This window comes from Tenacibaculum sp. E3R01 (genome assembly GCF_003318185.1).
Taxonomy (GTDB): domain Bacteria; phylum Bacteroidota; class Bacteroidia; order Flavobacteriales; family Flavobacteriaceae; genus Polaribacter; species Polaribacter halocynthiae.
The window spans coordinates 1-19430 of the sequence record NZ_QOCC01000013.1 but is presented as its reverse complement, the minus strand read 5'-3'; the positions used below and the strand labels follow the sequence as shown (position 1 = coordinate 19430).

Annotated in this window: 21 protein-coding genes; 15 read left to right on the top strand and 6 right to left on the bottom strand. The window is 28.4% G+C overall.

The features are described 5' to 3' along the window. The first annotated feature begins 24 nt into the window (after positions 1-24). Positions 25-1062 carry a M28 family metallopeptidase gene (locus DS884_RS02675; RefSeq protein WP_176974434.1) on the top strand — a complete coding sequence of 346 codons (1038 nt, stop codon included), beginning with the start codon at positions 25-27 and terminating at the stop codon, positions 1060-1062. Between the two features lie 93 nt (positions 1063-1155). After that, the gene (locus DS884_RS02670) at positions 1156-2031 is read left to right on the top strand and encodes a zinc-dependent peptidase (protein ID WP_113785690.1); all 876 of its coding nucleotides are present in this window, start codon (positions 1156-1158) and stop codon (positions 2029-2031) included. 56 nt (positions 2032-2087) lie between these two features. Here the strand turns inward: DS884_RS02670 and DS884_RS02665 are convergent, their stop codons facing one another. After that, positions 2088-4730 carry a T9SS type A sorting domain-containing protein gene (locus DS884_RS02665; protein WP_113785689.1) on the bottom strand — a complete coding sequence of 881 codons (2643 nt, stop codon included), beginning with the start codon at positions 4728-4730 and terminating at the stop codon, positions 2088-2090. A gap of 344 nt (positions 4731-5074) precedes the next feature. Here DS884_RS02665 and DS884_RS02660 point away from each other — a divergent pair, with 344 nt between their 5' ends. The 6 genes from DS884_RS02660 (at position 5075) to DS884_RS02635 (ending at position 9928) form a co-directional block, all read left to right on the top strand. Then, complete coding sequence (locus DS884_RS02660; RefSeq protein WP_113785688.1) at positions 5075-5695, top strand: hypothetical protein; 621 nt, start codon at positions 5075-5077, stop codon at positions 5693-5695. Positions 5696-5829: 134 nt separating this feature from the next. After that, positions 5830-6702 carry a trypsin-like peptidase domain-containing protein gene (locus DS884_RS02655; RefSeq protein ID WP_093871781.1) on the top strand — a complete coding sequence of 291 codons (873 nt, stop codon included), beginning with the start codon at positions 5830-5832 and terminating at the stop codon, positions 6700-6702. A gap of 55 nt (positions 6703-6757) precedes the next feature. After that, entirely contained in the window at positions 6758-7756 is a 999-nt protein-coding gene (locus DS884_RS02650) for a phytanoyl-CoA dioxygenase (RefSeq protein ID WP_113785687.1), read from the top strand. Between the two features lie 27 nt (positions 7757-7783). Beyond that, the gene (locus tag DS884_RS02645) at positions 7784-8371 is read left to right on the top strand and encodes an alpha-ketoglutarate-dependent dioxygenase AlkB (protein WP_093871783.1); all 588 of its coding nucleotides are present in this window, start codon (positions 7784-7786) and stop codon (positions 8369-8371) included. 64 nt (positions 8372-8435) lie between these two features. After that, positions 8436-9332 carry a sterol desaturase family protein gene (locus tag DS884_RS02640; RefSeq protein ID WP_113785686.1) on the top strand — a complete coding sequence of 299 codons (897 nt, stop codon included), beginning with the start codon at positions 8436-8438 and terminating at the stop codon, positions 9330-9332. A 164-nt stretch (positions 9333-9496) separates the two neighbouring features. After that, positions 9497-9928 (top strand): hypothetical protein, encoded by a 432-nt coding sequence (locus DS884_RS02635; RefSeq protein ID WP_113785685.1) that lies wholly within the window; start codon positions 9497-9499, stop codon positions 9926-9928. Positions 9929-9950: 22 nt separating this feature from the next. Here DS884_RS02635 and DS884_RS02630 read toward each other — a convergent pair whose 3' ends face one another. From DS884_RS02630 to DS884_RS02615, 4 genes are read right to left on the bottom strand one after another with little or no spacing between them, the layout of a single operon-like run. Further along, positions 9951-11591 carry an ABC transporter substrate-binding protein gene (locus DS884_RS02630; protein ID WP_233487097.1) on the bottom strand — a complete coding sequence of 547 codons (1641 nt, stop codon included), beginning with the start codon at positions 11589-11591 and terminating at the stop codon, positions 9951-9953. Then, on the bottom strand, positions 11548-12060 hold the full coding sequence (locus DS884_RS02625; protein WP_113785684.1) for a DUF4442 domain-containing protein: 513 nt from the start codon (positions 12058-12060) through the stop codon (positions 11548-11550). Before DS884_RS02625 ends, DS884_RS02630 begins: the two co-directional genes overlap by 44 nt. 4 nt (positions 12061-12064) lie before the next feature. Next, positions 12065-12385: an antibiotic biosynthesis monooxygenase family protein gene (locus tag DS884_RS02620; RefSeq protein WP_113785683.1), complete on the bottom strand. Its 321-nt coding sequence runs from the start codon at positions 12383-12385 to the stop codon at positions 12065-12067. Beyond that, positions 12382-12882: a GNAT family N-acetyltransferase gene (locus DS884_RS02615; RefSeq protein ID WP_113785682.1), complete on the bottom strand. Its 501-nt coding sequence runs from the start codon at positions 12880-12882 to the stop codon at positions 12382-12384. Before DS884_RS02615 ends, DS884_RS02620 begins: the two co-directional genes overlap by 4 nt. A 123-nt stretch (positions 12883-13005) precedes the next feature. On the opposite strand from DS884_RS02615, the gene mtaB reads away from it, so the two are divergent. The 5 genes from mtaB (at position 13006) to DS884_RS02590 (ending at position 17017) form a co-directional block, all read left to right on the top strand. After that, positions 13006-14322: a tRNA (N(6)-L-threonylcarbamoyladenosine(37)-C(2))-methylthiotransferase MtaB gene (gene mtaB, locus DS884_RS02610; protein WP_093871789.1), complete on the top strand. Its 1317-nt coding sequence runs from the start codon at positions 13006-13008 to the stop codon at positions 14320-14322. A gap of 134 nt (positions 14323-14456) precedes the next feature. Then, a complete protein-coding gene (locus tag DS884_RS02605; protein WP_113785681.1) occupies positions 14457-15212 on the top strand; it encodes a DUF6438 domain-containing protein in 756 nt (251 codons plus the stop codon). After that, positions 15212-15877 carry an alpha/beta fold hydrolase gene (locus DS884_RS02600; RefSeq protein WP_113785680.1) on the top strand — a complete coding sequence of 222 codons (666 nt, stop codon included), beginning with the start codon at positions 15212-15214 and terminating at the stop codon, positions 15875-15877. The genes DS884_RS02605 and DS884_RS02600 overlap by 1 nt, the downstream gene beginning before the upstream one ends. Before the next feature lie 27 nt (positions 15878-15904). Then, positions 15905-16810, top strand: coding sequence for a lytic transglycosylase domain-containing protein (locus DS884_RS02595; RefSeq protein WP_093871792.1), 906 nt, complete (start codon positions 15905-15907; stop codon positions 16808-16810). Next, on the top strand, positions 16811-17017 hold the full coding sequence (locus DS884_RS02590) for a hypothetical protein (RefSeq protein WP_113785679.1): 207 nt from the start codon (positions 16811-16813) through the stop codon (positions 17015-17017). A gap of 2 nt (positions 17018-17019) precedes the next feature. On the opposite strand, the gene DS884_RS02585 is transcribed toward DS884_RS02590, so the two are convergent. Next, a complete protein-coding gene (locus DS884_RS02585) occupies positions 17020-17454 on the bottom strand; it encodes a GNAT family N-acetyltransferase (protein WP_113785678.1) in 435 nt (144 codons plus the stop codon). Positions 17455-17552: 98 nt separating this feature from the next. Between DS884_RS02585 and DS884_RS02580 the strand changes: the two genes are divergently transcribed. Continuing rightward, entirely contained in the window at positions 17553-17999 is a 447-nt protein-coding gene (locus tag DS884_RS02580; RefSeq protein ID WP_113785677.1) for a GNAT family N-acetyltransferase, read from the top strand. Between the two features lie 380 nt (positions 18000-18379). After that, complete coding sequence (locus tag DS884_RS02575) at positions 18380-19279, top strand: hypothetical protein (RefSeq protein WP_113785676.1); 900 nt, start codon at positions 18380-18382, stop codon at positions 19277-19279. The last annotated feature ends 151 nt before the right edge of the window (positions 19280-19430 follow it).

The following is a 19430-nucleotide window of genomic DNA, read 5'->3' as shown; positions in this document are numbered from 1 at the left end:
CAACCTTACTTAATTAAACTATTGATGAAAAAATTACTTTATATAGCAAGTTCAGCAATTCTTGTAGCGTGTAGCTCAAGTAAAGAAGCCATTGCTATTGATAATGATGATACGACAGATTATGCTGAAAAATTCGCTAAAACAATTACAGCTAAAGATTTAGGACAACACTTATTTGTATATGCTTCAGATGAGTTTGAAGGAAGAGATACGGGTGAACCTGGACAAAAAAAAGCTGTAAAATACTTAAAAGATTTTTACATTAGTAAAGGGATTAAATCTCCAATTGGAGGTAATGACTACTTCCAAGAAGTTCCTTCTGCTTATTTAAGTAATAACCGTAGAGGTATGAAACTTAAAGATTCTGAAAACGTTGTTGCTTTCATTAAAGGTACAGAAAAGCCAGATGAAATTGTAATCATTTCTGCTCATTTAGACCACGAAGGTGTTAAAAATGGTGAAATATATAATGGAGCGGATGATGATGGTTCAGGTACTGTAGCTATATTAGAAATTGCAGAAGCTTTTAAAAAAGCTTCAGATGCTGGCAAAGGACCTAAGCGTTCTGTTTTATTTTTACATGTAACCGGTGAAGAAAAAGGTTTATTAGGATCAAAATACTATACTGAAAACCCTATTTTTCCTTTAGCTAATACAGTTACTGATTTAAACATTGACATGGTAGGTAGAGTTGATGAACGTCATAAAGGTACACCTAACTATGTTTACCTTATTGGTTCTGATAAATTAAGTACTGAGCTTCATAATATATCAGAAGCTATGAATAAAAAATACACTAATATTGACATAGATTATAAATATAACGATGAAAACGATCCTAATCGTTTTTACTATCGTTCTGATCATTATAATTTTGCCAAACACAATATTCCTATTATTTTCTACTTTAACGGCACACATGCTGACTATCATAAACCAACTGATACGCCAGATAAAATTAACTACGAACTGTTAGAGAATAGAACACGTTTAGTTTTTCATACTGCGTGGGAAGTAGCTAACCGTGAAAAACGTATTATCGTTGATAAAGCTGAAAAATAATAGTTATTGATTATTTAAGTTACTCGTTTATAAAACTCACCAAAAGGTGAGTTTTTTATTTTATTTCATAAAAACCAACCAATACTTAATATAATGATTTTTAGCATTATTATCATTTCTTTAATTGGATATTTAATCGTAACAGTAAACAATAAAAAACATATACAAATTAACATTTCCAAACTACCTTTTAAAAAGGCATGGGAAATTATTTTAATTAAAAACGTTGCTTTTTACAATGCTCTTTCTAACAATGAAAAAAAAATATTTCAATACAAAATTCAAGAGTTTTTATTAAACTGCAACGTTATAGGTGTTAATACTGTAGTTAATGATGTTGATAAAGTACTTATAGCCTCAAGTGCTATCATTCCTATATTTAACTTTCCTGAATGGAAATATCCTAATATTTCTGAAGTTATTTTATACCCTACAATTTTTAATGAAAATTTTCAAACTAAAGGGCCAAACCGAAACATTTTAGGAATGGTAGGCAATGGGTACTTAGAAGGTAAAATGATATTATCTAAACCTGCTTTGCATCTTAGTTTTCAGAATGAATCTGATAAAAAAAACACAGCCATTCACGAATTTATTCATTTAATTGACAAATTAGATGGAACAATTGATGGCATACCCAAAGTACTTCTAGAAAAACAATATATTATACCTTGGATTGATTTAATGAATAAAAAAATGGGTGAAATATATACTAAAACATCTGATATTAATCCTTATGGTGGCACTAACAGAGCTGAGTTTTTTTCAGTTGCTAGTGAATACTTTTTTGAACGCCCTAAATTATTGGCAAAAAAGCATCCTCAACTATATTACTTATTAGAAAAAATTTTTAAGCAAGATATGGATGACATGAACTTGCATATTAAACAGGACATTATTGTGAAAAGAAATAGTCCTTGTCCTTGTAATAGTGGATTAAAATATAAGAAGTGTTGCATTAGCGCATAATAACAAATAAAAGAGGTAGCACTAATAATATGCCACCTCTTTTCTCTTCTCCCTTACTACTTTTTATAAATCATTTTAGTAACACTCTTCTCTTTTCTTGTTGAGTATATTTTAACTAGATATATTCCTTTTGACAAATTTGAAACATCTAAAATTGAACTTTCTATTTTTTTAAAACGATTTAACTCAGTTCCAAAAACATCAGAAATTACAATCTCAATTTCATCATCAAGTTCATTACTTTTAATCTGTAAATAATCCTCTGCTGGACTTGGAAATAAAGTAACTTTAAACTCATTTGTTTTAACTTCACTCCCAGTGTTTATATTTGAACAAAACGATCCTTTTGAATAAACAGGAATTGAAGTTGTTTTAAAAACTGGAGGGTTCTCATAATATGTTTTTATTTTGTTTGCTAACCATTTATCATCATCGCCATTGGTACCTATAGAGCCAACACCAGTTGTTGAACCTCCACCCCATAAAATTGAAAAAACATTCATATTAGCCAAACGTTGTAAGTTTGATGTACTCCAATCATACCCATTATCATTCATCAAGTGCTCCCCAATAGAACTAGCTTGATAATGCGCTAATGTTAATGGTAAATTTCTTAACTCATCTTTAATTGTATTTATATTTGTTCCAATTCTATCATCTCCTAAAAAATAAGGTGCAGCAGCTGAAGAATGTTGTGCTACGTTATAATTAATAGTAACCTCACTTTTAGTAGCCATATGACCTCCTGGAATTTGCCATAACATTATAGGCACATTACCTATTCTTTCTGAAATTTCTTTACAAAAAACCAAATACTTATCCCAATGTTTTGCAGTCCAAGCATAATTTTGAATAGCAGCTGGACCAAAACAATCCCTTTCATACCTATCAAAAGCTATAAAATCAGGTTTCCATTCACCTGTATATAATTCCAATTCATTCATAAAAGTAGCTATTTCAATAGCTTCATCAACAGGACTATTAAACTCACCAGCCCCTTCATACACCCACCTAGCAGATCCTCCAGCCCAAACATTTTGTTGGTAACCAAAAGGTATTTTACATTCACCTACATGATAAATTAAAAAGTTAATAGATTGAAAATACCCTTTTAAATTATTGGTGAAAACTGGTATTGATTGAGTACTTAATCCTTCATCTGTAAATGCTTTATTTATTTCTTCATTCACTTTTATTAACATCGTTCTAATATCGTGATCATTTCCAAAAGCTACATCTTGTTGAATTGCTCCTATTAAATCAGGACTTATAACAAATGCTCCAGGGTTTGGGTGTTTATCATCTTCATAAGTCAAAATAACTTTTATTTCTTGTATGAGATTTCTATAATGATAATATAAATTTTGATTTTCTTCCATATCTTTTATAGCTTCTAATGAACCTCCTCCACTAGCATTTGCTGTGTAATGAACCATAACTGGTAGAATAACTCTCCCGCCTTGGCTTGCTTCTAATCTTCTTGCCTGCTCAATTGTATTTTTTGTCGGTGTCATATCAGGTATTTTTCCTCTATCACCAGCACCGTCTAGTCCAGAGTACTTAAAAATGACACTTAAAGGTGAGTTTTTAAAATTATCATCAAATGCTTCTGAAGCATTGGTTATAGTACCATGAGATAAATATTTTGGGAACCCCTTTACTGTAAATTCATGAACAGAAGTTGATTCATAATTAATACTAATCACATTATTTTCTCCTAAAACTATAGCAACAGAAGCAGTATGTTTAGGGGTATATACTAAATTATTAACAGCATCAGAATAGGTTGCTACATTTACTGTATAACTTCCAACTAAAACATCAGGAATATTTACATTTCCATTAACTATTTGTTGGGTCTTATCTACACCTTCAAGTTCATTGTTTTTAAGGGATAACTCTGTTGATATACCACTTGGCAATCCATTAACTATTACTTTTAAACTCGAAGACGCTATCGCTTCTTTTGTAAAAGGAATTACAACAGTATTGTTGTTCTTTGATGGGATAAAGTTTAATGGAGACTCTTTAGTATATTGACTAACATATTTAGTGGTTCCTTTTGCAAAGTTTTTACTCCATATATTATATTTCTGATCAACTTTTAACGAGTTGGTACTTGATGTTGTTATGATTTCAGTACTTATTTTATTAGTTACCGTATTCTTAAAACTAACTATTACTTCATTAATCTCATTTCCTGAAATAGAAGTTATTACATCTGTAAATAATGAAGGCTCTTCATTTTCAAGAAAAAACTGAACAGTATTGGCAATATTTACATAAGAAGTTGTTACTGTTTTTAAATCTATTCTAAATTTAAAATTTTCATTAACTCCTAAAGTATTATCTACCCAAGACTCATTAGGTAACCCGATTGTTAATGTATTAATATGTTGGTTCCCATCAGGAATTTGATTTAAAGTAGCAGTTGGATATGAAATTTTTCCATTCGTGAAAAAATTAACCAAACTTGCTTTCATATCTGAAAGAAAAATAACTTTTGAATTTCTAATGTTAAGATTACTTGTTCCTTTATTAGTGACCTCAACATCTAAATAAACATCACCCCACGATTGCTCTTGGAATTCTATTTTTAATTGATACGTTGTTGATGCATTACTATAATTACGAACAAAAGTTTGTGAAAAAAGTACGTAACTAAAAAATAAGCATGCTAGTAGAAGCTTGTTTCTCATTTTGTAAAGTATTTTAAATTAAACGGAGTTTACGGGGTGTAGTAGGAAATAAAAAGGTAGATATACATTTTATTCTTTACAAAGAAATTCCACTAACAACACAAAACAAAATACAGAGACTATAATTCTATCGATTAAAAACATGTTACCATTTAATTGAAACTCTTCTTTAACTTAAGAAACATATATACTTTCTGGTTAAATGAAATTAACATCAATACTCAAAAATCAAACGCTTAAGGAATAAAAAAACATTCTCTATTATTCTTACTATACTTTTAATCTAAGTATTGACTTATAAATTGTCTTTACATTTTTACAAAAACCTAAAAACTACAAACATCATGACTTTTCAATTAAACTTTAATTTTACAGATCAAGATTTAAAACACATCTATGAAACTAATAGTAATGTTGCAATTGCAAAACCTGTTGGAGGTGGCAAGCCGTCTGTTGCATGGCTAATACTTAAACCCTTTCAAAACAATACTCTTGAATTTAAAGAAGAACTAGGTATTTATGTATCTAATACTGAAGTTCAAACTGGTGCTAAAATTACTATGCTATCCAGCACTCCTATTCCTTCTGCACAAAACAAACTGTATACTCTTGAAGACAATGGAACAATTAGTGGCCCAAGCAATGGAGGTTCTCCAAATAGTTATGCACTACAAAATAATTTTAGTAACAATCCTTATATGACTGTTGGTTTATATCAAAATGCCGTAGTAAATGGTCAAGTAATAAATAACAATCCTATTTCTGGAAACTCAGTTCTATTCAGAAGTACCATTACTATGGAACCAGCTAATTCATTATATTTATGGATAGAATCAAACTTACAAACTGCAACTATTGTAAACAACGTAACCTCGCCAATGACTAAAATTGATTTTTCAGGAGGAGAGACTCAAATATCATTAAAATATGATGCTACATCTGGTACTTTTATTCCTATAAGCTAAATAGTATTTAATCTTTCAAGAATCTTAGTATTATAAATAATTCAACTCTTAAAACATTAAATATTTGTATTTTTATCAATACTCTACATCCTACAAACAAAACATTATTTGTAGGAACTAAAAAAACAAAATACATGTTTTCAAAAGCTTATGAAATAGCAAGTACTTATACTCAACCTCTTTTAGTTTCTTCTCGTTTATTTAATGGAGAAATTAAAAACAACTTGGGTAGTTTTGTAATAATAAATGACGAAGGTTGGATTATTACTGTTGCTCATATGCTTGACTCTCTAATTGCTTTTAATCAAAACAATAAAGAAATTCAAGACTTTAACACCAAGTTAACTCAAATTGAAAATGACTCTAACCTTAATAAGAAAGAGAAATTAAAAAAAATTAAAAAATTAAGTTCAAAACCTAATTGGGTAATAAATTCATCACATTGGTGGGGTCATGACAGTCATAGAATTAAAAATTTTCATATTCTAAAAGAAAATGATATTGCTATTGGCAAAATAGAAAATTACAACCCAGCATTTTGTAATAATTACCCCATTTTTAAAAACCCTAAAGATTTAAAATATGGTACTAGCCTCTGTAAATTAGGATATCCTTTTTATGATGTTAAATCCACATTTAATGAACAAAACAATTCTTTTACATTTGATTCATCAATATTCCCAATCCCAAGATTTCCAATAGATGGTATTTTCACTCGAAATATTGTTGCTGGAAAATCTTTAGATAATAAATTTGACATCAAATATATAGAGACTTCTACCCCAGGCTTAAGAGGTCAAAGTGGTGGGCCAATTTTTGATACTGATGGAAACATATGGGCAATACAATCACAAACAAGACATTTACCTCTTGGATTTTCTCCTAAAATAAAAAAAGGGAATAAAGATATTGAGGAAAACCAATTTCTTAATGTTGGTTGGGGAGCACATGTAGAAACAATACTTAATTTTCTTGATTTCCATAGTATTAAATATACCAAAACCTAAAAATTACACACCTACAAAACTCAGCTTCTTTAACTACTAAACCTAACAACTTAAAATGAGCAACAAAGAAATAATTAATAGCCTAAAAAAATCAACGCTAACTTTATTAGAATCACCTCTTAATCAAGAGGAAGTTGAAAAAGAACTAAATGACATCCATCTTCATTTTCAAAAACTTACAGAAATAACAGGTTTTGACAATAAAATTGAACATTTAGCTGCAGTTCCTTCTGCAAAAGGAAAAGCTTTAGGTTTAAACCATGCTGCTCAGTGTTTATTGGACTATAAAAGAACTGTAAAATTTTTAAAAGCTGTAGTATTAGCAATTAAAGAAAAGCAAAAAAAACATCCAAAAGAAACTATCCATTTTTTTTATGCAGGTTGTGGCCCATACGCTCCATTTATTAGCCTAATAGCACCTCTTTTTACTCCAGAAGAAATACAATTTACCTTATTAGAAATAAATAAAGCTTCAATTGATTCTGCTAAAAAACTAATTAAATCATTAGATTTAACTGATTATGTTCAAGAATTCTATTTGGCTGATGCAGTAACATTTAAAGTTCCAGAAGCTAATAAATTCCATATTCTTTTTAGCGAAACCTTAGATGCTTTATTATACAGAGAATCATACGTACCCATTCTTTACAATTTGCTTCCTCAATTCAATAAAGATGTTACATTAATTCCTGAAAATGTACTCATAAATATGAGCTTATCAAATAACACTAAAGCAAATTCAGATTTATCTGAACATAAAATGGGAAATATTTTAGATGTAAGACAAGTTATAGCTTCACATAAAGGAAAACAGCATACACCTATACAATTACCCGATAAAAAAATAGATTTTACCTCTTTAAACATGAGTGCATATAAAAGTATGTTATTAGATACTCAAGTACATGTTTATAATGATATTTGGCTAAACAGAAATGAATCTTCTTTAACATTGCCATTAGAAATGACCTTAGAACAACCTTTTCTAAATAATGCTATTATTTTCACTTATCAAATTGAACCTGACATAGAATTAAAATGTAAATTAGAATAAGAAAATTTTCATAAAAAATAAATTAATATGAAACTCCCTTTAGATTGTTTAGTTGAATACACCCCAGATTTTTTAACACAAAATGAAGCTGATACTCTTTATGAAATTTTAATAAATGAATATAATTTACACAAAAACCAATTAGTTGTTACAGTAGGCGATAAAGAATTAGTGACCGATAGTTTTAAAATATTATTTGCTACTGAAAGATTAATACAGCTTAATAATCATCCGGAAAGTATTCACGGAAAAGCATTTTTATGGTCTGGTTTAATGGCTACACTTAAAGAACGTGTAGAAAAATTCACAGGAAATCAATTTGAACTTGCCATGTGTTTATTTTACCCTAATGGAAATTATTTTGCTCCTTATCATTTTGACCAACAAACCTCAGGTTACAAAACTATTTTACCTTCCATTAGTTTAGGTGAAACTCGTCAATTTAGTTTTAAGAAAAACGATACAGAAGAAGTTTATTCTTTAGATTTAGCTAATGGAAGTTTGTTGGTAATGAAAGATTACTCGCAAGAAAGGTACACCCATAGTTTACCTAAAAACCCAGCCTATAAAAACGGTAGAATAAATATTACTTTTAGAGAATCTGGTTTTAAATAATTTAAAAAACACATTCTTGCATCTTTTTGTTCCCTCTTAACGTCTACAAAATAAAACAAAAACGATGCACAAAACACTATCACTTTTAGCAGTACCTTTACTTTTAACATCAACAAGTATTTTTGGTTTTTTAACCTTAAAAAATAATTGGAATTTTGAACTTTCATCCTATAGTATTTTCCTTTTCACTTTAATTTATATTCTATTTTTGGAAAGTTTAATCCCTTTAAAAAAAGAATGGAATCCTACAAAAAAATCTATCTGGATAGACCTTAAACATTTTATTTTTTCAGCAGCTTTATTTGATGCTTTAGGAAAAATGATGACATTGTATATTGTACTAATCTTACAAGAAACATTTTTTTATTCTCTAAATTTATGGGACACATCCCCCCTTATAATTACATATATTATAGCTAATCTAATAGGAGAACTCCTTCCTTATTTGTATCATAGAATTAGTCATAAAGGAACTAAAAATTCATATTTAAGTATCTTTTTATGGAAAATTCACTCTATACATCATATACCAACAAAACTAAATTGGTTTAAAACTAACTGGGTACACCCCATCAATATGTTTTTAAACGTTATATTTAAAATGCTCCCTCTTTTGTTATTAGGATTTAACAAAGAAGTAATTTATTTAGTAGGTATTACTCATATAATAGTAGCCTATATTTCTCATGCTAATATTTATACTCAAAAAAGTTTTTGGGATTATGTAATAGTTACCCCACACATTCATCATTTTCATCATAGTAAAAAAATAAAAGAGGCTAAAAACTTTGGTAATACTTTCCCTTTTTGGGATCTATTATTAGGTACATACTACAATAGAATTGGAACAGTTAAAGAGGTAGGTGTTATTGAAGAGATAAATAATAACTACCCTAAAAAGAATAACTATTTAAAACATATAATGTATCCATTTCTGAGCTTTAAAACTTGTTGCAAATAATTATTAAATTAAGAAAACACAAAAGAATATTCAATTGATTATTATACTTCCAGTAATCTTAGATCACTTTTTTGTGTTTTCTTATTTATTTACTAACTTCACAAAAAACTATAATTCAACTAAATAAGTTCATTTTTTATCAATCTCAATTTCATACAAAAATTATGAAAAAAATAACAATACCAAAATGGTTCTGGGGACTTGCTCTTTTTTTACTTTTATGGAATATCATGGGAGTTTTTTCTTTTTTTGCACATACTTTTATCTCTGAAGAAGCTTTAGCACTGTTACCAATAGAACAACAAGAACTTTATAGCAGCTATCCTACTTGGACAACTTTTGTTTTTGCAATAGCTGTATTCTTTGGTTTTATTGGATCTATTGCTTTACTATTAAAAAAGAAGTTCGCAAAACCTGCCTTTCTTATTTCATTATGTGCAATAATACCACAAATGGTACACAATGTACTATTTACAAAATCTATAGAAGTATATGGAATAATACAAACTATTACAATGCCAATACTAGTAATTCTACTTGGAGTATTTGCATTATGGTTTTCAAGCTCTTCAATACATAAAGAATGGTTAAAGTAAGCTAGACAATATGTGAAAAATATTATTTCTTCGTTTTTTTAACACGTTTCAGATTTAATAAATCAATGGGGTTAATACCTAATCCTCGTATGTTTTTTTGACTAAATCTAATTACTTCATCATAATATAGAGGAACTACTGGAGCTTCATTAATAATAATACTATCCATTTTTTGATATAAGGTATATCGCTTTTTATTATTTACTTCTTTAATAGATAGTTCATATAAAAAGTCAAAGTATTCATTTTTAAAATGAGTGTAATTAGGTCCGTTTGGCGTAAAGTTTTTACTATAAAACAATGACACGTAATTTTCAGCATCTGGATAATCTGCAATCCAACTAGCTCTAAAAACAGGTAACTTACCACTTGCTTTACCTTGACGTAATGTAGATGGAGGAATTACATCAACCTTAGTTTGTAATCCTATTTTTTGTAGCTCTCTTTGAATAAATTCACACAGATCTAAATAATTACTATTAGTAGTTATTGTTATCTCAGGTGTTTTGTTTCCTGTTTCTTCGACATATTGCTCTACTAACTCTTTAGCTTTTAAAGGATTGTAAGAATATCCCGTTTGGTTATTAAACGACGGTAATCCTTTTGGAATAAATCCATTTAAAGCTGGAATCCCAATACCATTGCGTAAAAATTTAATCATCTTTTCACGATCAAATCCATAATTAATTGCTTGTCGAATATATTTAGATTGAGTTGGCAAGCTTTTTTCACCTTCTAAATAAATACCCAAATATTCTGTATTTAAATAAGGTCCAGTTTGCATCTGAATTTCATTAATATACTTCTCTTTCAAAGTACCATTTGTAGTTAAAATATCATCTTTGTAAGAAGCATCTAAGCTTTTCATAAAATCTAAATTACCTTGAATAAATTGTAAAAACTCACTTTGCTTATCAGGAAGAAAAGTAACAGCAACAGCTTCTAAATAAGGTAATTGATTTCCTTGAAAATCCTTTTCAAAATATAACGGGTTTTTACGTAATACTAATTTCGTATTCTCAACCCATAATTTAAACTGAAACGGACCCGTACCAATTGGATTTGCTCTAAATGTATCTCCAAAATATTCTATAGCTTCTTTAGAAACCACTGAACAGTACTTCATTGCTAATAAACCTAAAAATGGCGGAAATGGTTGTTTTAAATTTATATAGAAAGTTGAATCGTTTACTGCTTTAAAACTATCTACATTTTGTAATACCCAACCTCCAGGTGAACTTACATTTTTATCTAACAATCTGTTAAATGAATATTCAAAATCAACAGCATTTACACTTCTTGTTTTTTCTTCTCCAAACAGTGTATGCGGATGAAAAAAAACATCCTTTCTTAAAGTAAATTTATATTTTTTTCCATCATTAGAAATAGTCCAACTTTTAGCTATATCTGGTTGTATATGTAAGCTATCATCTAACTGTACTAATCCATTAAACAATTGATTAACAGCCCAAATATTTCGCTGATCTTTTGCAAAAGCAGGATCTAATGATGTGATATTAGAATGCTCATTATAACGAAACACTTGTGTTTCAGTAAAATTACTTTTCTCATTTTTACATGAAACTAGTATTAATACAATTGTGAAAATTAATAAAAGACTATTTATTTTTTCTTTTATTTTTATAATACTTTTTGTTTGCAATGTATATGGTTTTAGATACTTCTACAAAAACAGTAGAACCTTCTTTATTTAAAACTTGTATCTTTTTTACTAAATCTATTTCATTTTCTTTTGAAATACGTTCTTTTATATTCTCTATCTCTTCTTTGGTAAAAATAAAGTCAACATATCCATTTTCCTTTACTGGTCTTTTAAAATTAATCGTCGCATTTTTATCCCAAACAACATAGTCATTTCCTAAAATATGCATCAACTGAATCATAAAAACAGGATCGGTAGCAGAAAACAAGCTACCTCCAAATATTGAACCTACATAATTTTTATTTTTATAACTAATAGGAATTTTTACCTTAACCAGAAATAAGTCATCAGAAACACTTGTTATTCTACCAGTAGACCTCCTATACATTGGCGACAAGTTAAAGCCATACTTAAATATAGTACTTTCCTTTAAAAACTTTTTTAAAATAGATGAAATTGTTGCGTACATTTATTTATTTTTTTTCAAATCCATACTCACGTTCTACTTTACAAATACGCAATTGATATTTTTTATACCATTTATCTCTTCCTATATCTCTTGCTTCGGTATGTTCAATATTATTTTTCCAATTAGTAATTGCTTCTAAATTTTTCCAGTAAGAAACAGTAATTCCAACATCACTTCTTGCCGACTCAACTCCTAAATATCCATCTTGCTTTTTAGCTAACTCATCCATTTTTTCTGCCATTTCATAATAACCTTCAATATTTTCAGATAATTGAGTGGTAAAAATCACAGCATAATAAGGTGGTTTAAGTGTATCTTCAATCATAAATAAAGTTCATATTTAGTTTCTGGTAAGCCAATATCTTCACTAACAAATTTCTTAACAATTTTAAAATTATGGCGTTCTATAATTTTAGCAGATGCAATATTATCATCAACTACATAGCCCACTAATTTTTTCATTCCAAATGCCCTACAGTAGGTAATTAAACTTGCACAAATTTCACTAGCAAATCCTTTTCCCCAATACTTTTCTAAAAAACGATACCCAATTTCATCATCTTCTCCATCTTTAACCAAAGCAAGAGTACCTATAAACTCATTGTCTGCTTTTCTTTCAATAGCATAAATCCAAAAATCATTATTAGGTTGATCATACTTAACAATCAACTCTTTTAGTTCTTTTTCACATTCAGTTAGTGTTTTTACTTCCCCTGTTGCGTATTGCAAAACCAATGGATTACTTTCTAACTCATAAAAAGGATTTAAATCTCTTAAAACAAGTTTTCTAACGAGTAATCTTTCCGTTTCAAAAATTATCATAAATTAAGTACTTTTGCAGTTTAAAATCTGTCTCAGACAGAATAAGTAATACAATCATACGAACTTCCAAAAAATTAAAGACTTATACAAGTTTTTTGTTTTTTATTAAGGATAGAAAGAAGAATGAACGCAGATAAAAAAGTAGCTTTTTACACATTAGGATGTAAATTAAATTTCTCAGAAACTTCTACAATTGCTAGAAACTTTGTAAACGAAGGCTTTAACCGTGTTGAGTTTGAAGAAAAAGCAGATGTATATGTTATCAATACATGTTCAGTAACTGATAATGCTGATAAACGATTTAAATCAGTAGTGAAATCTGCCTTAAAACAAAATGAAGAAGCTTTTGTTATAGGTGTTGGTTGCTATGCACAATTAAAACCTGAAGAGTTAGCTAATGTTGATGGAGTAGATTTAGTATTAGGTGCTACCGAAAAATTTAATGTTACCAGCTATATTAATGATTTAACAAAAAATGATATAGGTGAAGTTCATTCGTGTGAAATTGAAGAAGCTGATTTTTATGTAGGTTCTTATTCTATTGGAGATAGAACCCGTGCTTTTTTAAAAGTTCAAGACGGTTGTGATTATAAATGTACTTATTGTACTATTCCGTTAGCCCGTGGAATATCTAGAAGTGATACTTTAGAAAATGTTTTGAAAAACGCCAAAGAAATTTCTGAAAAAGGAATTAAAGAAATTGTACTTACTGGTGTAAATATTGGTGATTATGGGAAAGGGGAATTTGGGAATAAAAAACACGAACATACCTTTTTAGAGCTAGTACAAGCTTTAGATAAAGTAGAAGGTATCCATCGTTTACGTATTTCTTCTATTGAGCCAAACTTATTAAAAGATGAAACTATCGATTTTGTTTCAAAATCAAATACGTTTGTTCCTCATTTTCATATCCCATTACAATCTGGTAGCGATACTTTATTAAAAAAAATGAAGCGTCGTTATATGAGAAAAATATACACCAACAGAGTTACAAAAATTAAAGAAGTAATGCCAAACGCTTGTATTGGTGTTGATGTTATTGTTGGTTTCCCTGGTGAAACAGATGAATTATTCTTGGAAACTTACAACTATTTAAGTGAAATGAATATTTCTTATTTACATGTTTTTACATATTCTGAAAGACCAAATACAGAAGCCGTTGAAATGGATGGTGTGGTACCTAAAAACATTCGTGCAAAACGTAGTAAAATGTTACGTGGTTTATCTGTTAAAAAACGAAGAGCTTTTTATGAAAGTCAAATCAATAATACCTTAACTGTTTTATTTGAAAGTGAAAATAAAGAAGGGTATATACATGGTTTTACTGAAAACTATGTAAAAGTAAAAACACCTTGGAATCCAGAGTTAGTTAACACCCTTCATAAAGTTACCTTAACTAAAATTGATGAAGATGGTATTGTTCGTTTTGAATTTTGTTAGTTTAAAACAATAATTCAAAGCTCTTTTCTATTTTATAGTTCCATTAACTGATAAAAAATTCAATTTACACTTTTTGTTAGATTGAAATAATGTACTTTTAGTGTACAATTATTTCAATCTAACAAAATCATATTATGAAGTACCTTTTATCCTCAATTTTTTTATTAATCTTAAATTGTAGTTCTCCCAAAAAAACAGTTCCTGCTAAAGAAGAAATTAAAGAAGCTACAGAAAATGTAGAAACTACAAAAACTAAAAAAGTAACAGCTACGGAAACTAATAATAACGAGCTAATTGTTGTTCTTAAAAATAGTAAAAGCAGCAATGATGTTAAAAGCTTAGTAAAAAACAGTGGTTTAACTTGGAGTAAAACTGCCTATGATACTAAAGCTACCGCAATAGGAATTATTACTGTTCCTAATGACCAACAAGATATTTGGATTAAACGCTTACAAGAAACTGGTGAGTTTAGATTTATAGCTAAGAACTCTACTAAAACCTTGAATAACTTAATAGAAAAAGAAAAAAACACCTTAATAAGCCTTCGAAAAACAGCCTGTTTTGGAGATTGCCCTGAATTTGATTTTTCTATAGATAAAGATGGTAATGCTTTGTACAACGGAATTAAATCGGTTACTGTAAAAGGAATACATAAGTTTAAGCTTACAGAAAAAGAATTTAAAACATTGAAAGAAAAACTATCAAAAAAGAGTTTTGAAAGTTTTAATGATGTTTATGACAACCCAAGAGTAATGGATTTAGCAAGTACTTTTATTACTTATGAAAATAAACAAATTAAAATCCGTTTATGGAATGATATTCCTGATGAATTAATCGACATCCATGAATACATTGAAGGTTTATTATTAGAGAAAAAATTCTATGAATAATGCAAAAACAGCATATTTATTTTGTTCCTGGTTTAGCAGCTAATACCAAAATATTTGAACACATTTCTTTACCTGAAGATAAATTTCAACTTCATTTTTTAGAATGGATTCTACCAACATCTGTTGATGAAAGCATACAAGATTATTCTAAACGTATGTGTGCTAATATTAAACATGAAACCCCTATTTTAATAGGGGTTTCATTTGGTGGAATTATGGTACAAGAAATGAGTAAACATATTCAACATAAAAAGGTTATTATTATTTCAAGTATTAAAAGTAATGAAGAGCTACCTAAACGTTTAAAACTTGCTCAAGTAACTAAAGCTTATAAATTATTTCCTACCAAGATAATTTCCAATATTGAAAAATATGAACAATACTTCTTTAATGACTACTTAAAAAAGAGAGCTGAGTTATATAAAGTTTATTTATCAATAAGGCATGAAGATTATTTACACTGGGCTATATATAATGTACTACACTGGGAACAACAAAACCAACTAACTGACATTGTGCACATTCATGGCGATAAAGATGAGATTTTCCCTATCAAAAACATTAAAAACTCAATTATTGTAAAGAATGGTACGCACATTATGATATTAAATAAAGCAAAAACTATATCAAAAATTTTAGAAAGGGAATGTTTTTTGCTAACTTAGTAAAAGGAACAGTTAAAAGAAAAGAAAATGAATAAGCTAGTACGATTTTTACCTACAATAACCATCATTACTTTAGCTCTTTTACTAATGAATACTATTAGTAAAGATAAAGAGCCAGTTATAAAAAACGTTGCTGAAAGCTATGAGATAAAAGCTATTAAAGTTCCTGAAAGAATGGAGTTAGCTGGAGAACAAGTTCCTTTAGATAGAAACGATATTAAAGAAAGAATGGATCGTGAGTTATTGGTGAATACCTATTGGCAATCAAACGGTTTATTACTTATAAAACGTGCTCATAAGTTTTTTCCTATCATTGAACCTTTATTAAAGAAATATGACTTACCTGATGATTTTAAATACTTATGCGTAGCAGAAAGTGCTTTAATAAACATACCGTCATCAAAAGGGGCTGCTGGTTATTGGCATTTTTTACCATCAACTGGTCGTGAGTTTGGATTAGAAGTTAATAGAAATGTTGATGAACGTTATAATTTAGAAAAATCAACTAGAGTTGCTGCTGCTTACTTAAAAAAAGCTAAAAGAAAATTTGGCTCTTGGACACTTGCTGCTGCAGCTTATAATGCTGGGAATGGAAGAATTTCTCAACGTTTAAAGCAACAACAAGTAACTGATTATTACGATTTATTATTGAATACCGAAACAGGAAGGTATATTTTCAGAATATTGGCTTTAAAAGAAGTTTTATCAAACCCTAAAAAATATGGATTTGTTTTTGATCAAGAAGATCTATATACATTTCCTTCAACCTATGAAGTTAAAGTTGACACTGCCATTACTAACATTGCAAGCTTTGCTAAAAATTATGGAATTACCTATAAAGATTTAAAAATAGTAAATCCTTGGCTTAGAGAAACAAAATTAAATAATAAAAGTAGAAAAGAATATATTATAAAAATACCTACCTCTAAATAAATGAAAAAAATTCTTCCTTACCTATATATCGTAATTGGTGTATTTATAATTGTTGGTACAATTAACAGTGTTTTACAAGAAAAAAACTCCTATAGAGTATTGCTTAACTTCCATACCGAGAATAAATTAATTTTTCTGGTTGTAAGAGCCCTTTTTGCAAGTTGGTTTCTGTTTGACGGTATTAAAAAATTAAGAAATAAAGAATAGCTTTATAAGTCAATAGTCATTACATAATGTACACCTACTTTTTCTACAACAAAGGACTCTCCTACTATATTAAAACCCAATCCTTTATAAAAAGAAGAAGCTTCTTCTCGTGCATTACACCATAAAGTAGTAACTCCATCATTCCTTAATAAGGATAGTGCTTCATTTACAATTTGTTTACCAATTCCTTTTCCTCTTACTTCTGTTAAAGTTGCCATTCCTCTTAATTGATATTGATTATCTACAAAGATATTATTTTCACTTTTCATCAATGTTACAATACCTACTTGCTTATCATTAAAAAAAGCTCCTAAATGGTATGTTTCATCATCAAAATCACCCACAAACTTATACGGTAAGTCAATTCCTTTTCTTAAAACTTCTTTTCTTATCAAATAAGTGTCTTCTGTCTTAATTTTTTTAATTACAGTATCCATTTTTATAATTTTATCCCTTAATTTTACACAAATTTAGTATAAAAAAATTCTTATCTAATCTAAAAAATAAGAAGCATTTAATATTTAACTATTTATTGATGAATTTAATATTTAAACCTATTGATAAAGAACGTATTTCTAAAATCATACCTTTATTAACAGTTGTAAACACTACTACTCCTAGTGATATTTTAAAATTACGTGTTGAAGAAATGACTACCTATTCAAACTACGAATGTGTAGGTGCTTTTGAAAATGATAAATTAATAGGCATTTGCGGACTTTGGTATAGCACAAGGCATTATATTGGTAAAAGTGTTGAACCTGATCATGTTGTTATAGATGAAACATATCGTGGGAAAAACATTGGTAAGCAATTTTTTAATTGGATTTATGAATACACTAAATCAAAAGGATGTGAAGCAATGGAATTAAATACCTATACAGGAAATAGAAAGTCTCATAAATTCTATTATAATGAAGGCTTCGAAATCTATGGTTTTCATTTTCTAAAAGTTTTAAGAGAAGATAACTCTTTTTATTAATCGACATTAAGTTTCTATTTAAGTGAAATAGTAAATTCTATCTGCATTCTTCAACAATATATATAGTATAATTGAGTGATAATTTCTCTAGATAAGGTTTGATTTTCTAGTTTCCTATGAGCGAGCTATAACACAAATATGATTGTAAATAGTAATAATATTTCTTATGTTTGGTATTGTTAAGAATTGTTAGAGCACTCAATTGCTATATCTATTTTTTTAGGTTATATATTTATCAAAAATAAAGGTTTACAGGTTACCTAAGTAATTTCTGTAATTCTTTATATATTTACCTAAAGTTTCTTTTATCCGGAACTATAATCCAATAAACGAGAACTTTGTTCTCTATATAACGAGTTGTAAAACATATAAAGAAACCTATGAACAAACGAATAACACTAATTCTTTTATTAATATTTAGTATTCAATCAACATTCGCATTGGATTTGAATAACGGAATAATTGAACTTGGAAAAATTTACAGAAACTTCGTTTTTAGAAACAACCCAAACGAATTGACTTTTCAAAAAATTGATAAAATAAATTCATCTGAGCTTAAAACAACTAAACTATTTATAAAAGAATGCATAAGTCCAAAAAACAAACTGACTTCGGAGGAATTTCTTAAACTACCAGATGAAATAACTTTGCTTAATCTTTATCTAATAATGAAAGTTAACGCAAATGTTCGAAAAAAAGAACCCAAAGACAATATTGAACTATTAACCGAATGGAGAAATAAGAATGTTTCTCGTTACGAATTAATTGAAAACTATTATAGTATGGTTTTTACAGGAATTGGGAACAAAAATCAACCATTCGATTTATCGAATGTCGACTTTGTAATTGACAATTATAATCTTGAAGATGAAACCGAAAAAGGAATTTTCTTTTTGACTGCTATGAATTTATGCTATCACACAATTTGGGGTTATATGAATGTAGTAAAACCACCAAATTATAAAAAAGCTAAAAAAAACATTGAAAAATTTCCAAAATTTAATGGACAAGAATACTATAAATATTTAGATTTTGGTTTCAAAGACTTTAAGATGAAAATAAGGAAAGACAATGACAATGAAAGTTTTAAATACTTTTTCATCAATAGGTTTTACAATACCTTAATTTATCATCATCAGTGTTTAATTAAAAAAAGGAGAACAAGAAAAAAAGCTGAAAATCTTGCTTTGAGCTCAATACTAAAAGAAAAGAATTATTATGAATACTCGAAAAATCAAAATTATTTGAACGGACTTTTTCGAACAATGAAAATGGAATAAATACATTTTACAACACCGTATAAAATTAATTGCTAGTGCAAGCCTACTTACGAAAATCCTCGCGGATTTTCTATTCAGTTTGTATTTGCTAAATTAGTTGCTTAAACAACGCAACTAATCTTATACAAACACGTTAGCAACAAGTACTCGA